The following is a 19,377-nucleotide window of genomic DNA, read 5'->3' on the forward strand; positions in this document are numbered from 1 at the left end:
TAAACAAGTAGAAGGATATTCAAACTTTTTATTATAATAAAAAAAGTACTGATTAGCGAGTAACCTCTGCTGATTCAGTACTTTTCATTCTAGTTTATCTCATTTGTTCTAATATTGTGACTCCATAAAAAATCTACCTTTTAATACGTTGTCCCATACTACAGACTGAGAAGCTTCTGATAATGAAGATTGAATCGACTTTTTCATTGTAGCTGATGTTGGCGCTGGCTCAATCATTTTGATATTGGCTTGCTTATTATTCGCATCAAATTGCAATAGTTGTCCTGATTGTTGCCATGATTGCCACACAGGTAATGCCCCGCTATGAATAGGTTGATCATGCAAGAAATGACGAATGTATTGACGGTAACGATGCATCAATTGTACTCTTCCTGCTTGATTATCTTCTTTGTAAAATTGATCTTTAAATAATAATCCATAATTACTTTGTGCAAAGTTACCACTTAAAAAGTCCATATCTACGCCATGAGTAGCTGCTAGGTATTTGGCAGGTGCTTGTAATCCATCTACATCGGTTCCCCATGCAAAACGATACACATAGATCGGTAATGCTTTACTATCTTTGGTAAATGTATTCGCTACTTGATCGGCATTAAACGCGGAATATAATTGACTTCCATATTCGGTCGCTTGCCAGAACTGCTTCTGCTCTGCTTTGTCCCATGTATTTTTGGTAAAATGGTCGCTAAACTTTGGATCATAAGCAGCAAACACATTAAACTCATTTTTCATACTACCAATTAACATCGGTACACGATTGTATTTACCACTTTGTACAACATCGAATCCATTTTTCGGTAGAACATATCCATCTGCAAATAAATGCGGAAATTCAGACATTCGAATCATAACGCTACCTACAGCTTGAACCAGTTGTTTACTATCCAGTGAACGTAGCGTTTGTTGTAATGTAGTAGCATCTGTTTCTTTAAGATACGTGAGCGCTTCACTTTCAGTAGTAACTTTACCTGCTTGAACTAATACTTTCGCTAATTGAGTATTGGAATAAGCTTGCCCTTCCGCTGATGTAGCTGTGGTCATTCCTCCGCTTAAAGGCATCGCTTTGGTAAATAATCCTTTGGCTAGTGGTGAAATGACTAAGGCTAATACATCTCGCGCTCCGGCAGACTGACCGCCTAATGTTACATTATTGGCATCACCGCCAAAGCTACCAATCTGCTGTTGTACCCATTTCAAGGCTGCAATCTGGTCTAATAGCGCAAAATTACCTGAATCTTCTGCTGGATCGCCACTTTGTATTGCTTTGTTGTGAATCCATCCTAATAAGCCTAAGCGATAATTCACAGTCACAACAACCGAGTCCGTGCTAGTAGCTAAAGACTGCGCTTCCAAAGCAGCCGAACTTCCTGTTACATTTCCACCACCATGTAAAAAGACAAGCACAGGCAGGTCGGTTGCAGACGTATGTGGTCGATAAATATTAAGATATAGACAATCTTCATCACCAACCACTTTACCCTCTGCTAATTGAGTACAGATATTGCCTGCTTGGAGAGCATTATAATGCTGTGTTGGAGATGATGAGATCGGTTGAGGTGCTTTCCAGCGTAAGTCTCCTACAGGAGCTTGAGCATAGGGAATACCTGACCATACTAATGTATTATTGTTACCTGCTTGTAACCCTTTAAATATACCTACACTTGTAGGTTGATTTACATTTTCTTCATATTTGTAGTTCATCGTATCACTCTTTGTTTGGTTAGATTGAACGGCTCCTTCTGCGATACCGTTGTTAGATAATATACACATGAATACAAGCAACCACAACCATTGAACTTTTTTCTTCATCATTTGAATACCTCCTTGATTGGCAAATCGTTTGATTTATAGATGTATACAAAGAAAAGCACTAGCTCTATAGCTATGTAGATCAAGATGAACGTAAAAAAACCTAATCCAACCACAGAGGATACACAGTAATGTGTCCTTCTATCGTCAAATTAGGTTTTGCCTGCTAGAGCAGTAACAATCCTTTATATTACAGGTAGTATACACTCTTTTGGTAACGCTTACAATATATTTTGTCGAAAATAGTAAAAACTTGTTCTCTCTGCCTTAAGTAAGGTAAAGAAAACAAGTTTTTACTATCTTGATCTATGAACTAATCTATATTCTTTTGAACTATTGCAAAACACGACGAGCCGTTACATAGTGCTTCACCCAATAATCAAGATCTAGATTAGAAATAGCGATACCGTCCAAACTCACACTATTATGAACTAGCTTGTTATCGCCAGCGTATATGCCTACATGAGAAATCACATTTGGATCTCCACCTGAGAAGAAAAGTAAATCTCCTTTTTGCCATTGTCCACGTTCAACTTCAATGCCTACATTTTTCTGATATTGTGTTCCCCAAGCCAGATCGATACCTGCTTGTGCAAATACATACCGTGTAAATGAAGAGCAATCAAACAATGTAGGTGCTTCATTTTTGCCATAACCATAATGCGTAATTCCTTGTAAAGCTAATGCACTACCCAGAATAAGATCAGCGGTCGCTTCATCCAAAGGTGACCCTGTTGCTAGTGTAGGTGGTAGTGTAACCGTTACAGGTGGCTGGAATGGAACATCATCCACTTCTGGAATTGCATCTACAGGTAAGCTTGTAAGCACAGGTGTGGCTGAAGCTGGTAACGTATACGATACGTAATCTGTCGATACATAACCGATGGTGCCTGTATTATCTTTGATTTTGATCCAAGAAGCACTGGGTTGTTCCAAAGCTTTGAACGTTTCACCGACAGGCATCACTCGTAATACAGCACTACCTGTTTTGGGTTCTGCTCTAAAATTAACACCCCGTTCGATAATGCCTGTACCTGGATCATTGGTACGAGGTACTGTTGTCACGGGTGGTGTACTTGGCGATACGGGCGCAGGCGCACTGGCTTGCGTGATCGTTGGTGTATCTTTTGGTGTCTGAAGCTTAGAAGACGATTGTTCTTGACTGGATACTGTATTGGTAGACGTTGTTGGTGTACTTATCGTCTCAGCGTCTGCTGGCTTAGGTGTATAGTTGATATAACTTGCCGATACATAGCCTGTTTTTACGCCTACTTTGACTCGTAACCAATAACTATTTACTTCTCGAAGTATTTTAATATTCGTTCCAGGTTGGAGTGTACCATACACTGTACTATCTGCTGACGGACCTGAACGGAAGTTAACTGGCAGATTCACTTTGCCTACCGGTACAGGCGTTGCTGCTGCTTCCATCATTTGAGGTGTAGAAGTGAGCAACATAGCCGCTGTCACCAGAGTAATAAGATTTCGTTTCATAGATGCCCTCCTTGAAAATTCTGTTGCGATTGATCTGATGTCTCCTGATGTGTAGAGTCTATGTATTAACCACAAAAATGACAAGTTCGTCATTAGTTTACCGTGGTTAATTACCACTCCATCTTAATAATGAAACAGTAGCGGTCGAATACATTTCCAAAATAACGTTATTCTACCCCTAAATATTCTTTAATACCTGCTACAACAGCTTCTGCTAATTGTTCTTGAAAGGCATCGGTATACATTAAAGCTTCATCTTTCGGACTACTTAAATATCCAGCTTCGATCAATATAGCAGGCATTTTCGTCTCGCGTGTCACATGAAGACTCTTCTGATGAATACCACGATCCGATAATCCTAGAGCTGCCACCACATGTTTATGCACGATTTGTGCAAGGCTCAAGCTACTTGTACGGCTGTAATACATTTCTGTACCACTTGGAGAAACAGCAGAATCTGTACTATTTCCATGAATCGATACAAATACATCGGCATTCAGATCATTGGCAATCTTCACACGATCTGGCAAAGTAGGATAACTATCATCGCTACGTGTTAACACAAAATCGATATTCGGCTCTTGTTCTAATAAAGCTTGAATTTTGAGTACGACTGGCAATGTAAAGTTTTTCTCATATCGTCCTGTCAGACTGATTGCACCTGAATCTTTACCACCATGACCTGCATCAATAACGACTAATTTCTTGCCATCTTTCCCTGGTCCAGAACCCGGTGTGACAGGGACAGCCGTCGAAGGTGTATCGGTTGGAGTCGTATTCGGATCGTTATTAGGATCAGAAGCAGGAGATGTTGAACCGTCTGGATTAGTGATTACAGGATCGGTAGACGTATTCGGATTACCTGATACCTGTGTATTTCCATTATTGGTGGTCGTTCCTGTTCCATTGTTGATTGTAGATGCTGGTTTAATTGCACCATCTAATTCGACAATGACTACACCTTTATTGTTATTGATCACTTTGTATTTCTGTGCGTTATTCAGATCCATCACGACACGCACTGTAGATGGTGCATTACTAAATAATGAATAACGGATACCTGCTACATCTGGATCACCTGCTACATCGACTTTTCCTACATTACCTAGATTCATTACTTTTCCATTTAAAAATGAATCTGAAAAAGCAGTTTTCGGTAAATCAAGCACGATACGATTCGGATTCGTCAGTGCGCTGTATTTAGGTGATGCTGTTCCATTTAACGTCACTGTTAAGCGACTATCACTAAAGCTAATCGCTTGCAAAGCAGAAGCATTGGTTGTATCTGCTGGTGTTGTCGTATCTGGAGTCTTATCAGGTACAGAAGGTTCTATTTTTTTAGGTGTAGTTAGAAAAACCGTTTTGACTGTATTGTCCCATTTGACTGTTGTTCCTGTATTTTCACTGATAAACCGAAGCGGAACAAGCGTTGTTCCATTTTGCAATAAAGGCGCTTCAGGTAGATCAATCAATTTATTGTCGACCGTAGCCACATGACTACCTGCTACAAGTTGTAATGTTGTTTTATCTTTTTTAATCGTTGCTGTCTGTGCCTTATTCGACCAGCTCACTTTGTAACCTAATTGTTCTACGATAACACGTAGCGGTACCATCACTGTTCCATCTACTGTCTCTACTTGTCCGCTTGCAGGTAGAGCTAACTCTTGCCCATCCAAATTAATATGAGTGCTCGCTGTAATGGCAGCATGTCCTGTCGAAGGCAAGACTACCATCAAAATCATGATCAGAGTTAGCATCCATAAACTTATTCTTTTCATATCATCCCTACCATTCCCTGGTTCACATTATGTATGATGCGATGTCCCAGTCATTATTGTGATACAAGTGCCTATCCGATGAGTTCTATTGTGTGGGTAAAGGAAATACTGAATACATTATTTATCGGTAAGTTCAGACATAACCTTTAAACGATCGACACATTTTTATAACATTCTTGTTATTTATTTCGCCAATTGGGTATACAACTCCTTTTAAAAAGAAAAATCGTTTATAAAAAGAACAACTTTGTTAGCAAATAAAGGCATTTTATACGTAATGTTTACTATGTAGTAACAGTACTATCATAAAGTGTATGTCTACCGTTTGTAAATAATCAATATATATTTTTTAACATATTGTGTAAAAGCTATCTTTATATAGATATGATGTTTGATGTTCACCTAACTATAGAAATATTCATTTAACGAATCTTTATTGTCAAAAGTGCTAAAATATTGAGTTTTTATAGGTACCTTTCCTTTGACCTGCAAGCTACAATAAATCTTGTTCCTTCGCAAAAGGAATCTTTTTAAAACGTTTAATGTAAACGCATACAATCAAAAAGAACTGAGGAGGTTATTTATGTTCAAGTGGTCTGGTAAAATCATGAAACGTATATCCGGGGTTGTATTGAGTCTTTCTATTCTAACAGGATTAAGCTATAGTGTCGCTCCACTAACTTCTACAGCAGATGCGGCTACATTTGCCAAAGGTGCTGATGTTGGTTGGTTATCTGAAATGGAATCGTATAACTGGGCTTTTTATAATGATGCTGGCGTTAAGCAAGATGCTCTACAAATTCTTAAAGATCATGGAATGAACTCGATTCGTCTACGTGTATGGGTTAATCCTGCTAAAAATTTCTCTAATAAAGCAGATGTGATCAAACAAGCGGTTCGTGCTAAAAAAATGGGTTTCCGTATTATGATTGATTTCCATTATAGCGATGTCTGGGCTGATCCTGCTCATCAGACCAAGCCTAAAGATTGGGCTAGCAAAGATTTTAACGGATTAATGAAAGCTGTCTATGATCATACGTATGATGTGCTGACTGCTCTCAAAGCGCAAGGAGTTACGCCAGAATGGGTACAAGTTGGTAATGAAACGAACAACGGTATGCTCTGGGAAGAAGGACGTGCTTCTGCTAATATGAAAAATTTCGCCTGGTTAATCAATTCCGGGTATGATGCGACAAAAGCAGTCAATAGCAGTACAAAAGTGATTGTTCATTTATCTAACGGCTATGATAATTCATTGTATCGCTGGATGTTTGATGGACTCAAAGCGAATGGTGCTAAATACGATGTCATCGGAATGTCGCTTTATCCAGAGAAAAGTAATTGGCAAGCTTTGAATCAACAAACGTTAACCAATATGAATGATATGGTCGCTCGTTATGGCAAAGAAGTCATGGTCTGTGAAGTCGGTATGGATGCTAGTGATCCGGCAACGTCTAAAGCTTTTTTGACCGACATTTTGAACAAAACACGTTCTGTCTCTGGTGGTAAAGGATTAGGTGTGTTCTATTGGGAACCTCAGTCTTACGGTACGTGGTACGAATATACTAAAGGTGCTTTTGATGCTAAAGGGAAAGTGACGATTGCTTTAGATGCGTTTTTGAACTAAAAGCTGGGGTCGGTTTCGTGTTGAAAAGGGAGAGTGCTTCAGGGGCAGTATTGTCCTTGTCGTCGCTATTGATAGGAACTATTTAATGAGCAGTCGGAATATGTACAAAGAAAAGAGCTATTGGGGCTGTATTGTTGACAGCACAATAGCTCTTTTTTAGATGAACTAGGTTATATCTGTTCGGGTTGGACTAGGTTCCAGATGTGTAAAGATTGTACTTGGGTGATACCGTTGGAATATAACGCAATACCTTGTGATTCTGGTTGTGGATAGATGCGTCCAGTCATTACTTTTTCGCCATCTTGTAAAAACACTTCCACTGAAGATAAGTCTACAAAAATGCGTAGGTGTAGTTGACCTTCGGGTGTAGTTAGCGAAGCGATCCGCTCACCGCCTGGTCCGATACCCGATTGGTCACGATTAAAGCGGAATAATTGTTCCAAAGGTGAGTAGCTGAGTACTGTTGTTTCTGCTTCACCTGTACGTAAATGTATAGCAAATTCTTCGGATTTGCTGACGTCGATATTCAGTTCAATCTCGTAACTTTCGCCTCTGTAATCCAACACTTGTTGTCCTTGTACTTCAAATGATTCTGCATGTAATCCTTCTAAGCGAGATTGCTCCAATTCAGCAACAGGACAGAACAATAAGCGTTCACCGTCACGGATAACTTCGCGTGGTAACGTCATCGCTCCTGCCCAGTGATGTCCATTTTGGGTAGGCATTAATGCTTCCCAGCTGTCCATCCAACCGATCATGATACGTCTACCTTGCTGATCGAGTGTAGTCTGACAAGCATAGAAATCAAAGCCATAGTCAATCGGAATATACTGTTTATAATCAAAAATGCCTGTATCAGTATCAAGCTTACCTAACATATATACAGTGGAATGTAAATTATGATAATTATTTCCTTGCGGCGACATTCGTTGTGGAGACATCATTAATACATCTATACCATCCAAATCGAACACATCCGGGCATTCCCAGTTGTCGCCCAATGTACCGTCGCTTTGTGCCATCACATTCATATATTCCCATGTATGAAGATCCACCGAGCGATAAAGTAAAATCAATCCTTTACCTTGATCATCATTGGAGCCAAGCACCATATAAAATTGTCCATTCCGTTCAAATACTTTAGGGTCACGGAAATCTTTTTGACTGGTATGTGCAGGAATCTGATCGGTATTAATGACTGGATTATGAGCATCTTTTGTAAACAGAATACCATCTTGTGATATCGCTAGATTCTGAACTTGATAATAGTCTTTGGTAATATCAGGTCCTGTCATAATATGCCCTGTATATAGTAGATATAGACTGTCCTTATGCTCTATCGCACTTCCTGAAAAACATCCATCACGATCATATTCTTGATCCGGTGCCAGAGCGACAGGTAGATGTCTCCATTCGATCAAATCTTTACTGACTGCATGTCCCCAATGCATGGGTCCCCATACTGGTTGATACGGATGATATTGATAAAATAAATGATATTCCCCTTTATATTGAACAAAACCGTTAGGATCATTGATCCATCCAAATTCACCCATAAAATGATAATGCAAACGATATTGATCGACCAGCAAATGTTTGGACTCAGCAACAAAACGATTGGCACGTTCGATACTATAACTCATTTTTTATCTTCCCTTCTTCTATTTAATAAGAAAAGTAAATATGGTTCGAGTAGATATCTATAAGTGACAGGGTGTCATAATAAGAGTATAGATTGCCCGGAGCATCCTATCAATCGGTTAACATACATTTTATAAAAAACCTCCACACTACAGGGTGGAAGCTCTTTCAATAAGCTCAACATCTAATTGATTTTTGATCACATATTCTTCTTTGTTTATTTGTTGACTTAATAACTTAATCGCTAATTTCCCTATGTCTTCTATAGGTTGGCGAATCGTTGTTAAAGAAGGTGTGATCCACGGTGCGATACTGACATCATCATAGCCGATAACTTTAATTTGTTCAGGTACCTTGATGCCTAGCTCTATACATTCTTTGATCACATAAGCTGCAATAATATCACTGGTTGCAAAAACGCCATCCAGATCGGGATGATCGGCTAACAATTGACGAATCATTTTTTGATATTCTTGGTTATGAAAGACATTCGTATCTGTTTCGATAACAATATGTTCAACATTATGTACATTGACTACATTCAAAAAAGCTTTACTTCGCTCATTTGCAAGTAAATTCAATTGTAAGTTTCCACAAATATGAGCAATCTTTCGGCATCCTTGCTTAATAAGCAATTCGGTTGCCAGCTTGCCCCCCATATAATTATCAGACGAAATGTAAGGAATATCTCCTATTTGACGGTCAAACGTAACAATAGGGCTTTGCACATTCTGATATTGTTCTGTCTCCAGTGTATGGCTACTCATAATAATGCCATCTACTCGATTACCTCGCATCATATCAATATATTCTTTTTCTTTAACCGGATCTAGATGAGAGTTACATAACAATACCTTCATTCCATTTTCATAAGCATAATATTCAATCTGACTGGCAAATGCTGCGAAAAACGGATGGGATACATCTGGCACAATTAATCCAATAATATTGGACTGCTTGTTTTTGAGAGAACGTGCAATTTCGTTAGGCTGGTAATTTAAGTGTTCCATCGAAGAGTACACTTTTTTACGAGTCTTATCACTGATATAACCCCTGTTATTGAGTACACGGGATACTGTTGTTGGAGTGACGCCAGCATGTTTGGCGACATCATGTATGGTCGGCATGTCTCTCCCCCTCTTGATAATTTGAATAATAAACAATAAATGTAAACGGTTTAACTTTCTCTTTATAGCGATATGTGTTTCTTTCAGATTTCAATATATATGAAAGCTCAACAATATTCAATGTTATTTTAATTGTTTCGACATATATTTTATTTTTAAAGCATTTTTACGACAATTATATATCAAATTAAAGATAAAAATTAAAATACATATAAAAATAAGGAAGGAATGAGTGATCCATTCCTTCCCTATTTTGATCTATTATAGGCTTCTTTTCAGTACACGAATTCCATATGCTGGAATCTCTATTTCTTTAGGTAATTCAACATGTTCTTGATCTTCTAATAGATCATAATAGGTCTGTTGATCCAATGAAATAGATTGTGCAGCAGAAGTGTAATTCTGAATAAACAGAAATTCATCTTTTTCATTCATACGTGAATGGGCAGTGACACCTTTAGGTAAATCTCCTGCTAATGTACGCTTGATTTCTTGACGATCTGTTAATTTTCCGATAAATGCATCTAAGAAATCATAGTCTGTACGAGCTGCAATATAGTAAGCTTCACCTGCTCCAAATGTATTGACTGTTAGTGCTGGACGATCTGCATAGAAGTCATTACCGTATACAGCCAATGCTTGTGCATTTTCCAAATGGATAAGATCACAAAGTTCTTTCACATCATATGTTCCTTGCATTTGTAATTCATTGTTATCAGACATTTTCAAATGATTGCGCTCATGATCATGCAATCCATCGATTTCTTCTGACCAGATCCCTAGTACGTTGCGTAAAGGGCCCGGGAATCCGCCAAGGAAACATAAATCGGTCTCATTTACGATACCTGACCAGTACGTACTTACGAGTGTTCCGCCTGCTTCTACAAATTGCTCCATTCGTTCGCCTACCCCTTCACGTACCAGATATAACATAGGGGCTACAACGATTTTGTACTTGGACAAATCTTGATCCATATCGATCACATCGACAGAAATACCACGTTCCCAGAAAGGACGGTAACAATTAAGTACAGTCTCATCATACTTCATACCGATATTACGAGGACCTTGACTGTCTTTGATTGCCCAACGATTTTCCCAATCGTAGATTACTGCGACTTCTGCATTCACATGGCTGCCGACGATATCTTGCATACTGGATAGCGCTTGCCCCACATCTTGTACATCTTTAAATACACGTGTATGTTCATGTCCTACATGATCGACTACAGCACCGTGGAATTTTTCGCTTGAACCACGACTTTTGCGCCATTGGAAATACTGTACAGAATCTGATCCGTGTGCAACAGCTTGTAGTGAAGATAACATATGCATATTAGGTCGTTTATTTTTACTGACTTCTTGCCAGTTGGTTAAGCTTGGTGTACTTTCCATCAATAAGAAAGGTTTTTGTTTGATCGAACGAACAATATCATGCATAAATGCAATACTTGCTCCCTGTACTTCATCTCCTGCTTGATCATGCCATGTTGGGTAACTATCCCAAGACAATACATCCAACAGATCAGCGAATTTCCAGTAGTTCAATCCATCGAAATTCCCTGTAAACATAAAGTTAGTCGTTACAGGCAGTAAACGATTGATTTTGCGCAAAGGTTCGATTTCATGACGGCAAAAATCTACTGTCTGATCGGTAACAAAACGACGCCAGTCTAAGTTCATACCATGCACCTGAGTCTCACCATGTGGAGCAGGTGATTCTACTTGAGACCAATCGGTATATGTATGACTCCAGAAGTTCGTCCACCATGCTTCATTTAGAGTATCAAGTGTTGTGTATTTGTTTTGCACCCAAGTACGGAAGGCATCCTGACAATAATCACAATGACATTCGCCACCGTATTCATTTGAAATATGCCAACCAATTACTGCTGGATGCTCTCCATAGCGTTCTGCTAATTTGGTATTCATGATATCGACTTTTTCACGATAAACTGGTGAAGTAAAACAATGATTATGACGGAATCCATGTAAATTACGTACACGATTCGCTTCGACACGCAATACTTCAGGATATTTTGCAGACATCCAAGCTGGACGTGCTCCACTCGGTGTAGCTAACAAGGCTGAAATTCCATTCGCTGCAAAATTATCTAGTATGCGATCTAGCCATTCAAAGTTATATACACCTTCTTCGGGTTCTAATGCGACCCAAGAGAAAATACCTACAGACATCACGTTACATTTGGCTAATTTCATCAAACGAATATCTTCTTCTAAAATATCTGGACGATGTTGCCATTGTTCAGGGTTATAATCGGCTCCGTGAAGCATTTGGTTCCAAGTGGATTCAATTGTTGTCATGATGGACTCCTTTATTGTTACATATTTGCATTTAGTTAGACCGCTGCGGGAACGAAATCATTCTGTCGGGCGCTGGTAAGGTCGGATATCTTGATTGGACTGCTAAGCAGTCGATATCCAACCTTAAAGGCTTCCTTTAGAATTGATTTCGTTCCCTCCGCTCTGCTGGGGTGGCAACTTTTCACAAGATAAAGTGTGCCTATTGAATTGGGGTAGCAGGAGAGGGATTTTAAGATTGATGTTACTTTTTTATACCTTTATGCTCTTATACTTTTTAGTTATATCATAGTGTAAAGCATCGTTATGCAAGATGTAGAATCTTAATTGGCATTACTATACCCTCATTTAGCAGTAATAATGAATGGTTACTATTCTTTTACAGAACCTAGAGTCATCCCTTTAACAAAGAATTTTTGTAGGAAAGGATAGACGATTAGGATGGGTGCTGCGCCGATGAAGATTTGGGCGGCTTTGACGGTTGTTTGTGAGATCAATTCCATTTCTTTCGGGCTGGAGCTCATAGAACTCATATCTTGTTGAATAATAACGGTTTGTAAAAATGTCGCTAGTGGGAATTGGCTGGCATTGTTTAGATAAAGCAATCCATCAAACCATGAGTTCCAATGGAACACCATGCTGAATAGTGTAATGGTTGCGATTGATGGTAATGAGATCGGTAAGTAAATGGTAAACAAGGTACGGAATGGTCCTGCGCCATCAATAAATGATGCTTCTTCCAATTCTTTGGGAATACCACGGAAAAAGTTAAGCATAAGGATAACCAGGAATGTGTTCACTGCACCAGGCAATACCAGTACCCAGAATGAATCGATCAAGCCTAATTTCTGAATAACGATATAGAACGGTACTAATCCGCCGGTAAATACCATACTGAATACGAAGATCCATGAGTAAATATTACGTCCTTTAAATACCGAATTGTCTTTAGACAACGGGTAAGCGGCTAGGAAGGTTAGGCATAATGTAATTGCTGTACCAATTACGGTACGTAAGACAGATATCCAGATGGAATGTAAAAATACTGGATTAAACATCGTCTTTTTATAGGCTTCTAATGAAAACTGGATTGGCCACAAAGCGACTAGATTAGCATCTGCTGCTGCTTTGGAACTGAGTGAAATCGCTAATACATGCACTAAAGGTATAATACACATAATCGATAACAGGATAAGCAAAATCGTGTTAAATACATTGAAAACACGATATCCTCTGGTTTTGAAATACATATTCTCCCTCTTTCCTTTATGTTTCGCTTTTTAAATGATCCGTTGATGTTGTACTGAGGTTAATACATAACCTTTAGAATATACGGTAGTTCGCCCATTTGTACGCCAAACGGTAAGACAAGAGAATAAGAACCATACTGATCACAGATTTGAACAATCCAATAGCTGTACCAAAGCCCATTTCACCATTCAAGATCGCTGTACGATAGACAAAGGTGTCAATAATATCGCCTTTAGCATAGACAAGCGGGTTGTATAAGTTAAATATCTGATCGAATCCAGCGTTCAATACATTACCAAGGGCTAGTGTACCTACTACAGCTACCATTGGAATCATTGAAGGAATCGTAACGTACAAAGTTTGTTTGAGTCGAGTTGCTCCATCCATCTCTGCTGCTTCATAAAGAGAAGGATTGATACCTGCCAGTGTTGCTAAGAAAATGATTGTATTGTATCCAAATTCCTTCCATACATCAGATGCAATGACTGTGAACCGGAACCAGTCATTATCCCCGAGAAAGAAGATCGGTTGCACACCAAATGTGCTTAAAATACGGTTAGCGAATCCATCAGTTGCTAATAGATCAATCAAGATCCCGCCCAAAATTACCCATGACAGAAAATGCGGTAAGTAGACTAACGTTTGAATGGTACGTTGCAATTTAACACGACGAATCTCATTCAATAAAATCGCAAAAATAAAGGGAACAAATAAATTAAAAATCAGTTTGAGTACAGCAATCACTAATGTGTTCCAGATTACTTGTATACTATCTTGTCTTTCAAATAAATAACGGAAATTAGCCAGTCCTACCCATTCGGAACCTGTAAATCCTAACCACGGCTTATAATCTTGAAATGCCATCACAATACCTGCCATCGGTACATAACTGAAAATAAGCAAGAAAATCATAGATGGTAGTAACATCACATGAAACGGCCAAGTTTTTCTAAGTGTTTTCATTTCTCTCCTCCTCATACCTTCTATATCGTTTTTCCTCTATATTTCGATTTCTCTATATATTGCTTACTGTTATGGTTGTAATCAGTAGATAGGAAGAAAATAACGACTCTGGATAGAGTCGTTATTTTCTCATATCCTTTTATTGCATTTCGATCATTCTTAATGTATTACTTAAGATTATTTATGAACGCTCTTATACCAATCATTTACTTCTTTGGTTACTTCATCTCCACCTGACGTTTTCCATGTCTGTACAAAAGTATCAAATGAATCGATAGGTGATTTACCGTAAATGATTTCATTAAAAGTTTGACTCTCGATTTTGTTCAAATAGTCCATTTTTGTTTTCATGCTTTGTGTTGTTGGACCTGTAAACATATTTGGATAAGAACTGTCTTTCTGAGACATCAATACTTTAGCCGCTTCGGGTGTCAAAGGCCCATAGTTATTTTGAATATCACGTTCTAGACGAGTCTCTGCTTTACCACCATCTGCTAATTTAATCAAAGCATCCATTTGAGCATTAGGAATACGTGCGCCATCACGAACTAACAAGTAACGTACACTGTTCACATAACCGCCCGGGATATTTTCGCCTGTCAACAATTTGCCTGAAGAATCGACATCGTAGTCATATCCTTTGAATAGACCTTTATCAAATTCACTATTTGCTGAAGGATTAGCCAATTGATCAAACATATAGTTTTGGTACGTAAAGAATGCTTCAGGATGTTTCATGTTTTTGTTGATCAATGTTACGCCGTTCGTTGTTGTTGTACCATGACGCATCGCTTTGCCATTCGGTCCAACAGGGATCGTGATCGGTTTCCATACTGCACTTGGAACGTTTTTCACAGTATCTTGTAACGGCCATCCGCTCATCCAGTAAGGTCCTGGCAAAATACCTGCTGTACCTGCAACTGCTGGTTCAGAAGTTTTATTTTCATCCCATAGTGCTGCTTCTTTCGGAATGTATCCTTTATCAAACCATTCTTTGATCTTCACCAGACCTTCTTTCATACCGGGTTGGATCGAACCGTATTGCAATGTACCATCGGAACCAAGATTCCATTGTTGAGGAATCGTTCCATAAGCTCCGAAGATCCACGAAGGATCGCCCATCCATGTGTTCATAGAAGATTTGAATCCGATACTGAGTGGAATTACTTTATCTGGTGCTAATCCATCTGGATTATTGTTTTTGAAAGCTTCCATTACTTTTTCTAGCTCATCCATAGTAGTAGGCGCTTTCATATTTAGCTTGGTTAACCAATCTTGACGAATCCACAATACATAATCATGGTTGTATGCATAATCAAGTACAGGAATACCCATTTTTTTACCATCACGGATATACGGATTCCATACATTCGCATCTTCAGACATTGCCTTTTTCCACGTATCTGAAGCGTATTTGTCGAACAACGGTCCAACTTCGCTATACATACCAGAATCGATCAAATCTTGTGCAAGTTGCGAATCCGTATCACCGATTGTCACGACATCGGGCATTTCTTGTCCTGAAGACATTGCCAATCTGACTTTCGTTGCAAATGCACCGTTCGTATCGGTTACAGACCAGAGTGATTTGACATCAATACCGAATTTATCTTTTGCCCATTTGGTAGCTACATTATTTTCAGCAGATTCTCCATTTTTAAATTGTAATGTTGGATCTACTCCCCATACTGTGGTGATCGTTACTGGAGGATCGTATTTCTCTTTGTATACGTTTTCAGTATTGACCGCCGCAGGTGCGCTTTCTTTTCCGCCTCCGCATCCTGCTAGGCTTGCCGCTACAAGTAGTGTACTCATGACGATTGTTGCTGTTTTCTTGATTCCCATGTTGCTCCCCCTTATTCTACATTCAAGCTTATTAGTTCTCACGTTCGTTCATATTGTATGTTGCTTCTTGCTTACTTCTTAAGTATAGGTGCAAGAACATCAATCGCCTATGTCACGAATATAACATTCCTGCACCTTTTGCAATCATTTATGTTTCACGGAACTCATTTGGAGTCATTCCGTAATGTTTTTTGAACAATTTGCTAAAGTATTGGGGGTTTTGATAACCTAACGCTGCGGTAATCTCATAAATTTTGCTATTGGTGTGTTTGAGCATATATAATGCTTTTTCCATCCGAATCCGAATAATATAATCGCCCAGTCCTTCACCTGTTTCTGTTTTATAGATTTTAGACAAATACACGGGATGAAGAAATACACGATCTGCAATCGTTTTGACGGATACATCTTGCCCTAGACTTTCAGCGACCATTTCTTGCACTTGCTTCACAATACGGCTACGACTTGGTTCTAATGCTGAAGGTGTTCCTTGCAGTTCAATCCGGGTCAGCACACTATTGCACCATAGACGAAGCTTGCTCAGTGAACCTGTAATCTGTTGCGCTGAAAAAGGGTCTAATCCTCCTGAATCCGAAGCTGCTAATTTGTATCCATGATGATGTGCCATATACACCAGTGCATTACTCACTGCCAGATAGACTTCATACAAATGTTCATGGGTTAAGGGTAAGGACTCCATCGTATCAAGCACTTGATCGACCTTTTGCTTAGCGGCATTCCATTGTGCAGATTCTAACAGATGAATAAGCGCTGGCGGTTTGTAGAGCGATTCCATAAATTTCATAGCAGATGGACGCTCTAACGGTTGATGCTGTTCTTGAATAAAATGAATGCCTTGCTCTGCTGCTGCATAAGCCAGATGAGCAAAACGCATCATATGACGATAGGTCGATGACATTTCTGCCGGAAATACAAAGGGATCACTGACCCAGAAAGACAAATTCGTTTTCAAATAACGATGTACGCTATCTCTTAGTTCACGTATGTGTAGCTTATAACCCGAGTAGATCTGAGCATCATACTGCCATAAGATCACCAGACCTCCTTGTGGTGCTCTCCCTAACCAGACTCCTCCATGCGCACCTAGAATCTCATTTGTAATATTCCCAATCGCATATTCTAACAATCGAATTGCTTCTTCTGTCTGATCTTGGGTATATGACCCTGGAGGAACAAATAACATCTGCGCTGTATGATTTGGCTTAATCTGAATATCATACGTTTCTAAGCGAGATAACATACTACGATCAGAAGCTTCTCTGCCAAGCAGTAGATCATTTAGCAGACCATCTCGCAACAACTCAAGCTCCGATTGACGCTGATAAGCCAGCTGATTATATTTATCTGTCTGTCCCCACTCCGCTTCAATCTCATTCACTACACGACGAATACTTTCCATAAATGGATCATCATCAACAGGCTTGAGAATATAATCGCCTGCTTTGAGACGAATCGCTTTCTGTGCATATTCAAAATCAGAATAACCAGTTAACACCAGTGTACGAATATGTGGCCATGTATTTCCGATTTCAGCCAGTAACTCGAGTCCATCCCGATCAGGCATACGGATATCAGTCACTACGATATCAATATCATATTTTTTCAACGTTGTCAGTGCTTGATCTACTGAATCTGCACGATACACGTCTTCTATCCCTAATTCTGTCCATGGAATCGTGAGTTCTAAGCTTTCTGTAACATAAGATTCATCATCGACAAGTAAAATGTTCATAATTAACGGTTCACTCCTGAATGTTAGTTCCTTTATTTTGCGTCCAACTGAGAGTCACTTTAAGTCCACCTAATTCAGATGGTGACAAATGTACCCCAGATTGCTCGCCAAAACGCAATGTTAATCGTTGATGTACATTCCATAGTCCACAGCCCATTTCTTCGCCTAATGGTTCGGATAAACTCTGCTGTAAATGTGCTAAAGCTTCAGGTTCCATTCCTTTTCCATCATCTTCTACACTCAAAAACCACTGTTCTTCATCACACCAACCATGAATAGTGATTAACCCTGCTGACGAATACCGCTCAATGCCATGAATCACTGCATTTTCAACAAGTGGTTGTACAATCAGCGGTGGAATCAGAATGTATTTGATATTTTCTGACAAATGAATATTATAATTCAATCTGGACATACGCATCTGCTGAATTTCCAAATAATTTTGGACAAAATCAATTTCTTCTGTCATCGGAACCAGATCACGTTCTTGACGGGTTGTATATCGATAATATTGAGACAAATTTTTGGACATCGCAATAACGGCTTGCTGGTTATTCAGCTTCGCCATACTGGTAATAAATGAAAAGCAATTGTAAAAAAAGTGCGGATTAATCTGTGACTGTAGCTGCTTCAGCCTCGCTTCACGCACATGAATTTTCTCCATATACACATTTTCAAATAGAGATTGAATCTGTGCCACCATTGAGTTAAAGCGAATCGATAGATACGCAAATTCACTTCTACCTTTCGGTCGTATACGTACCGAATAATCTTCTTGCTTTAACCGATCAAATCCAGCAATCAACTGACGAATGGGAACCTGTACCTGTGCGTATAGAAGATAAGAAGCCAGACAGCTCATTAATAACAGAGCGATCATCGACAAATAAAATAATCGATTCGAATTATGGATCGGCTGTAACACATCGTCCAGAGGAATATAGTCTACCATGTACCAACCGGTCACTTCAGATCGAACAGCATTCACCATGTACTGTTGATCCGCGATCTCAATCGTGCGACTTTCTAAAGCTTGTAATGGCTTTTCTCTAAGATGACTGATCAATTCATCTGTTAAGACATGATCAGCTGAACGATTATAGACGACACCCAGTTCTGGATTATAGTAAAAAGGATCACGTCGACCATCACTTTTGAATTTATCAAGCATATCTTGAATATTACTACTATCAAATTCCACCCGTATCACGGTACTTGCATCTCGCAAATCTGGAGTATTGGCAGTATACGGAGAAATGGTTGTCCATGAAAAATTGAATGTGGTTCTGTTATTATCATGTAATGAAGTGACTTGCCAGCCGGGCTTCGCCCAACGTTGAGCTTGACTGATACGATAGTCTTTCATATCGTTATCTGTAACTAACCGCATCAGGCTTGGCGAATAGATCGACAAATGACTTCGCCAGTTCGATGAACTTTCTTGAATCGCTAATTTACCTTGAATACGCTTGACCAATGTGATCGCATCAAGATTTAGATATCCATTTTGTAAATAAATATCGTTAAAACTCACAATATCCGGATCATGAATTAACAAATTCGGCCATGATGATAATAATTCGATGTTGGTATTAACCTGTGTCTGAAAAAAGTTCAATTGATTAATATTCGATTGATTCAGTTCCCGACTGAGTACTTCTGTTGTTGTACGGTTAGAGTAGATATACAGAATCATAATAGGAATCAGCATTATTACAATTAACATGACCATCTTAGTAAATAAAT

12 protein-coding genes are annotated in these 19,377 nt (G+C 39.0%); 1 reads left to right on the forward strand and 11 read right to left on the reverse strand.

Features of this window, described 5'->3' with window-relative positions; genetic code table 11:
- Positions 1–108 precede the first annotated feature (108 nt).
- From PaeCFBP13512_RS18150 to PaeCFBP13512_RS18160, 3 genes are all read right to left on the reverse strand, one after another.
- A complete protein-coding gene (locus PaeCFBP13512_RS18150; RefSeq protein ID WP_137225072.1) occupies positions 109–1,833 on the reverse strand; it encodes a carboxylesterase family protein in 1,725 nt (574 codons plus the stop codon).
- Positions 1,834–2,163: 330 nt separating this feature from the next.
- Positions 2,164–3,324, reverse strand: coding sequence for a C40 family peptidase (locus tag PaeCFBP13512_RS18155; protein ID WP_161594308.1), 1,161 nt, complete (start codon positions 3,322–3,324; stop codon positions 2,164–2,166).
- Positions 3,325–3,491: 167 nt separating this feature from the next.
- Positions 3,492–5,102 (reverse strand): N-acetylmuramoyl-L-alanine amidase, encoded by a 1,611-nt coding sequence (locus PaeCFBP13512_RS18160; protein ID WP_069328425.1) that lies wholly within the window; start codon positions 5,100–5,102, stop codon positions 3,492–3,494.
- Positions 5,103–5,685: 583 nt separating this feature from the next.
- Between PaeCFBP13512_RS18160 and PaeCFBP13512_RS18165 the strand changes: the two genes are divergently transcribed.
- Positions 5,686–6,729: a glycoside hydrolase family 53 protein gene (locus PaeCFBP13512_RS18165; RefSeq protein WP_241669426.1), complete on the forward strand. Its 1,044-nt coding sequence runs from the start codon at positions 5,686–5,688 to the stop codon at positions 6,727–6,729.
- A 170-nt stretch (positions 6,730–6,899) separates the two neighbouring features.
- Here PaeCFBP13512_RS18165 and PaeCFBP13512_RS18170 read toward each other — a convergent pair whose 3' ends face one another.
- The 8 genes from PaeCFBP13512_RS18170 to PaeCFBP13512_RS18205 form a co-directional block, all read right to left on the reverse strand.
- Complete coding sequence (locus PaeCFBP13512_RS18170) at positions 6,900–8,372, reverse strand: glycoside hydrolase family 32 protein (protein ID WP_137225076.1); 1,473 nt, start codon at positions 8,370–8,372, stop codon at positions 6,900–6,902.
- A gap of 147 nt (positions 8,373–8,519) precedes the next feature.
- On the reverse strand, positions 8,520–9,497 hold the full coding sequence (locus PaeCFBP13512_RS18175; protein WP_137225078.1) for a LacI family DNA-binding transcriptional regulator: 978 nt from the start codon (positions 9,495–9,497) through the stop codon (positions 8,520–8,522).
- A gap of 261 nt (positions 9,498–9,758) precedes the next feature.
- Positions 9,759–11,822 carry a beta-galactosidase gene (locus tag PaeCFBP13512_RS18180; protein WP_137225080.1) on the reverse strand — a complete coding sequence of 688 codons (2,064 nt, stop codon included), beginning with the start codon at positions 11,820–11,822 and terminating at the stop codon, positions 9,759–9,761.
- Positions 11,823–12,190: 368 nt separating this feature from the next.
- Complete coding sequence (locus PaeCFBP13512_RS18185; protein WP_069328429.1) at positions 12,191–13,069, reverse strand: carbohydrate ABC transporter permease; 879 nt, start codon at positions 13,067–13,069, stop codon at positions 12,191–12,193.
- Between the two features lie 73 nt (positions 13,070–13,142).
- The gene (locus PaeCFBP13512_RS18190; RefSeq protein WP_069328430.1) at positions 13,143–14,033 is read right to left on the reverse strand and encodes an ABC transporter permease; all 891 of its coding nucleotides are present in this window, start codon (positions 14,031–14,033) and stop codon (positions 13,143–13,145) included.
- A 177-nt stretch (positions 14,034–14,210) separates the two neighbouring features.
- On the reverse strand, positions 14,211–15,878 hold the full coding sequence (locus tag PaeCFBP13512_RS18195) for an extracellular solute-binding protein (RefSeq protein WP_069328431.1): 1,668 nt from the start codon (positions 15,876–15,878) through the stop codon (positions 14,211–14,213).
- A 148-nt stretch (positions 15,879–16,026) separates the two neighbouring features.
- Positions 16,027–17,631, reverse strand: coding sequence for a response regulator (locus PaeCFBP13512_RS18200; protein ID WP_069328432.1), 1,605 nt, complete (start codon positions 17,629–17,631; stop codon positions 16,027–16,029).
- 10 nt (positions 17,632–17,641) lie between these two features.
- A complete protein-coding gene (locus tag PaeCFBP13512_RS18205) occupies positions 17,642–19,357 on the reverse strand; it encodes a sensor histidine kinase (RefSeq protein WP_342671991.1) in 1,716 nt (571 codons plus the stop codon).
- Positions 19,358–19,377 lie beyond the last annotated feature (20 nt).

This window comes from Paenibacillus sp. CFBP13512 (assembly GCF_005233705.1).
In the GTDB taxonomy this organism is placed as follows: Bacteria; Bacillota; Bacilli; order Paenibacillales; family Paenibacillaceae; genus Saccharibacillus; species Saccharibacillus nuruki.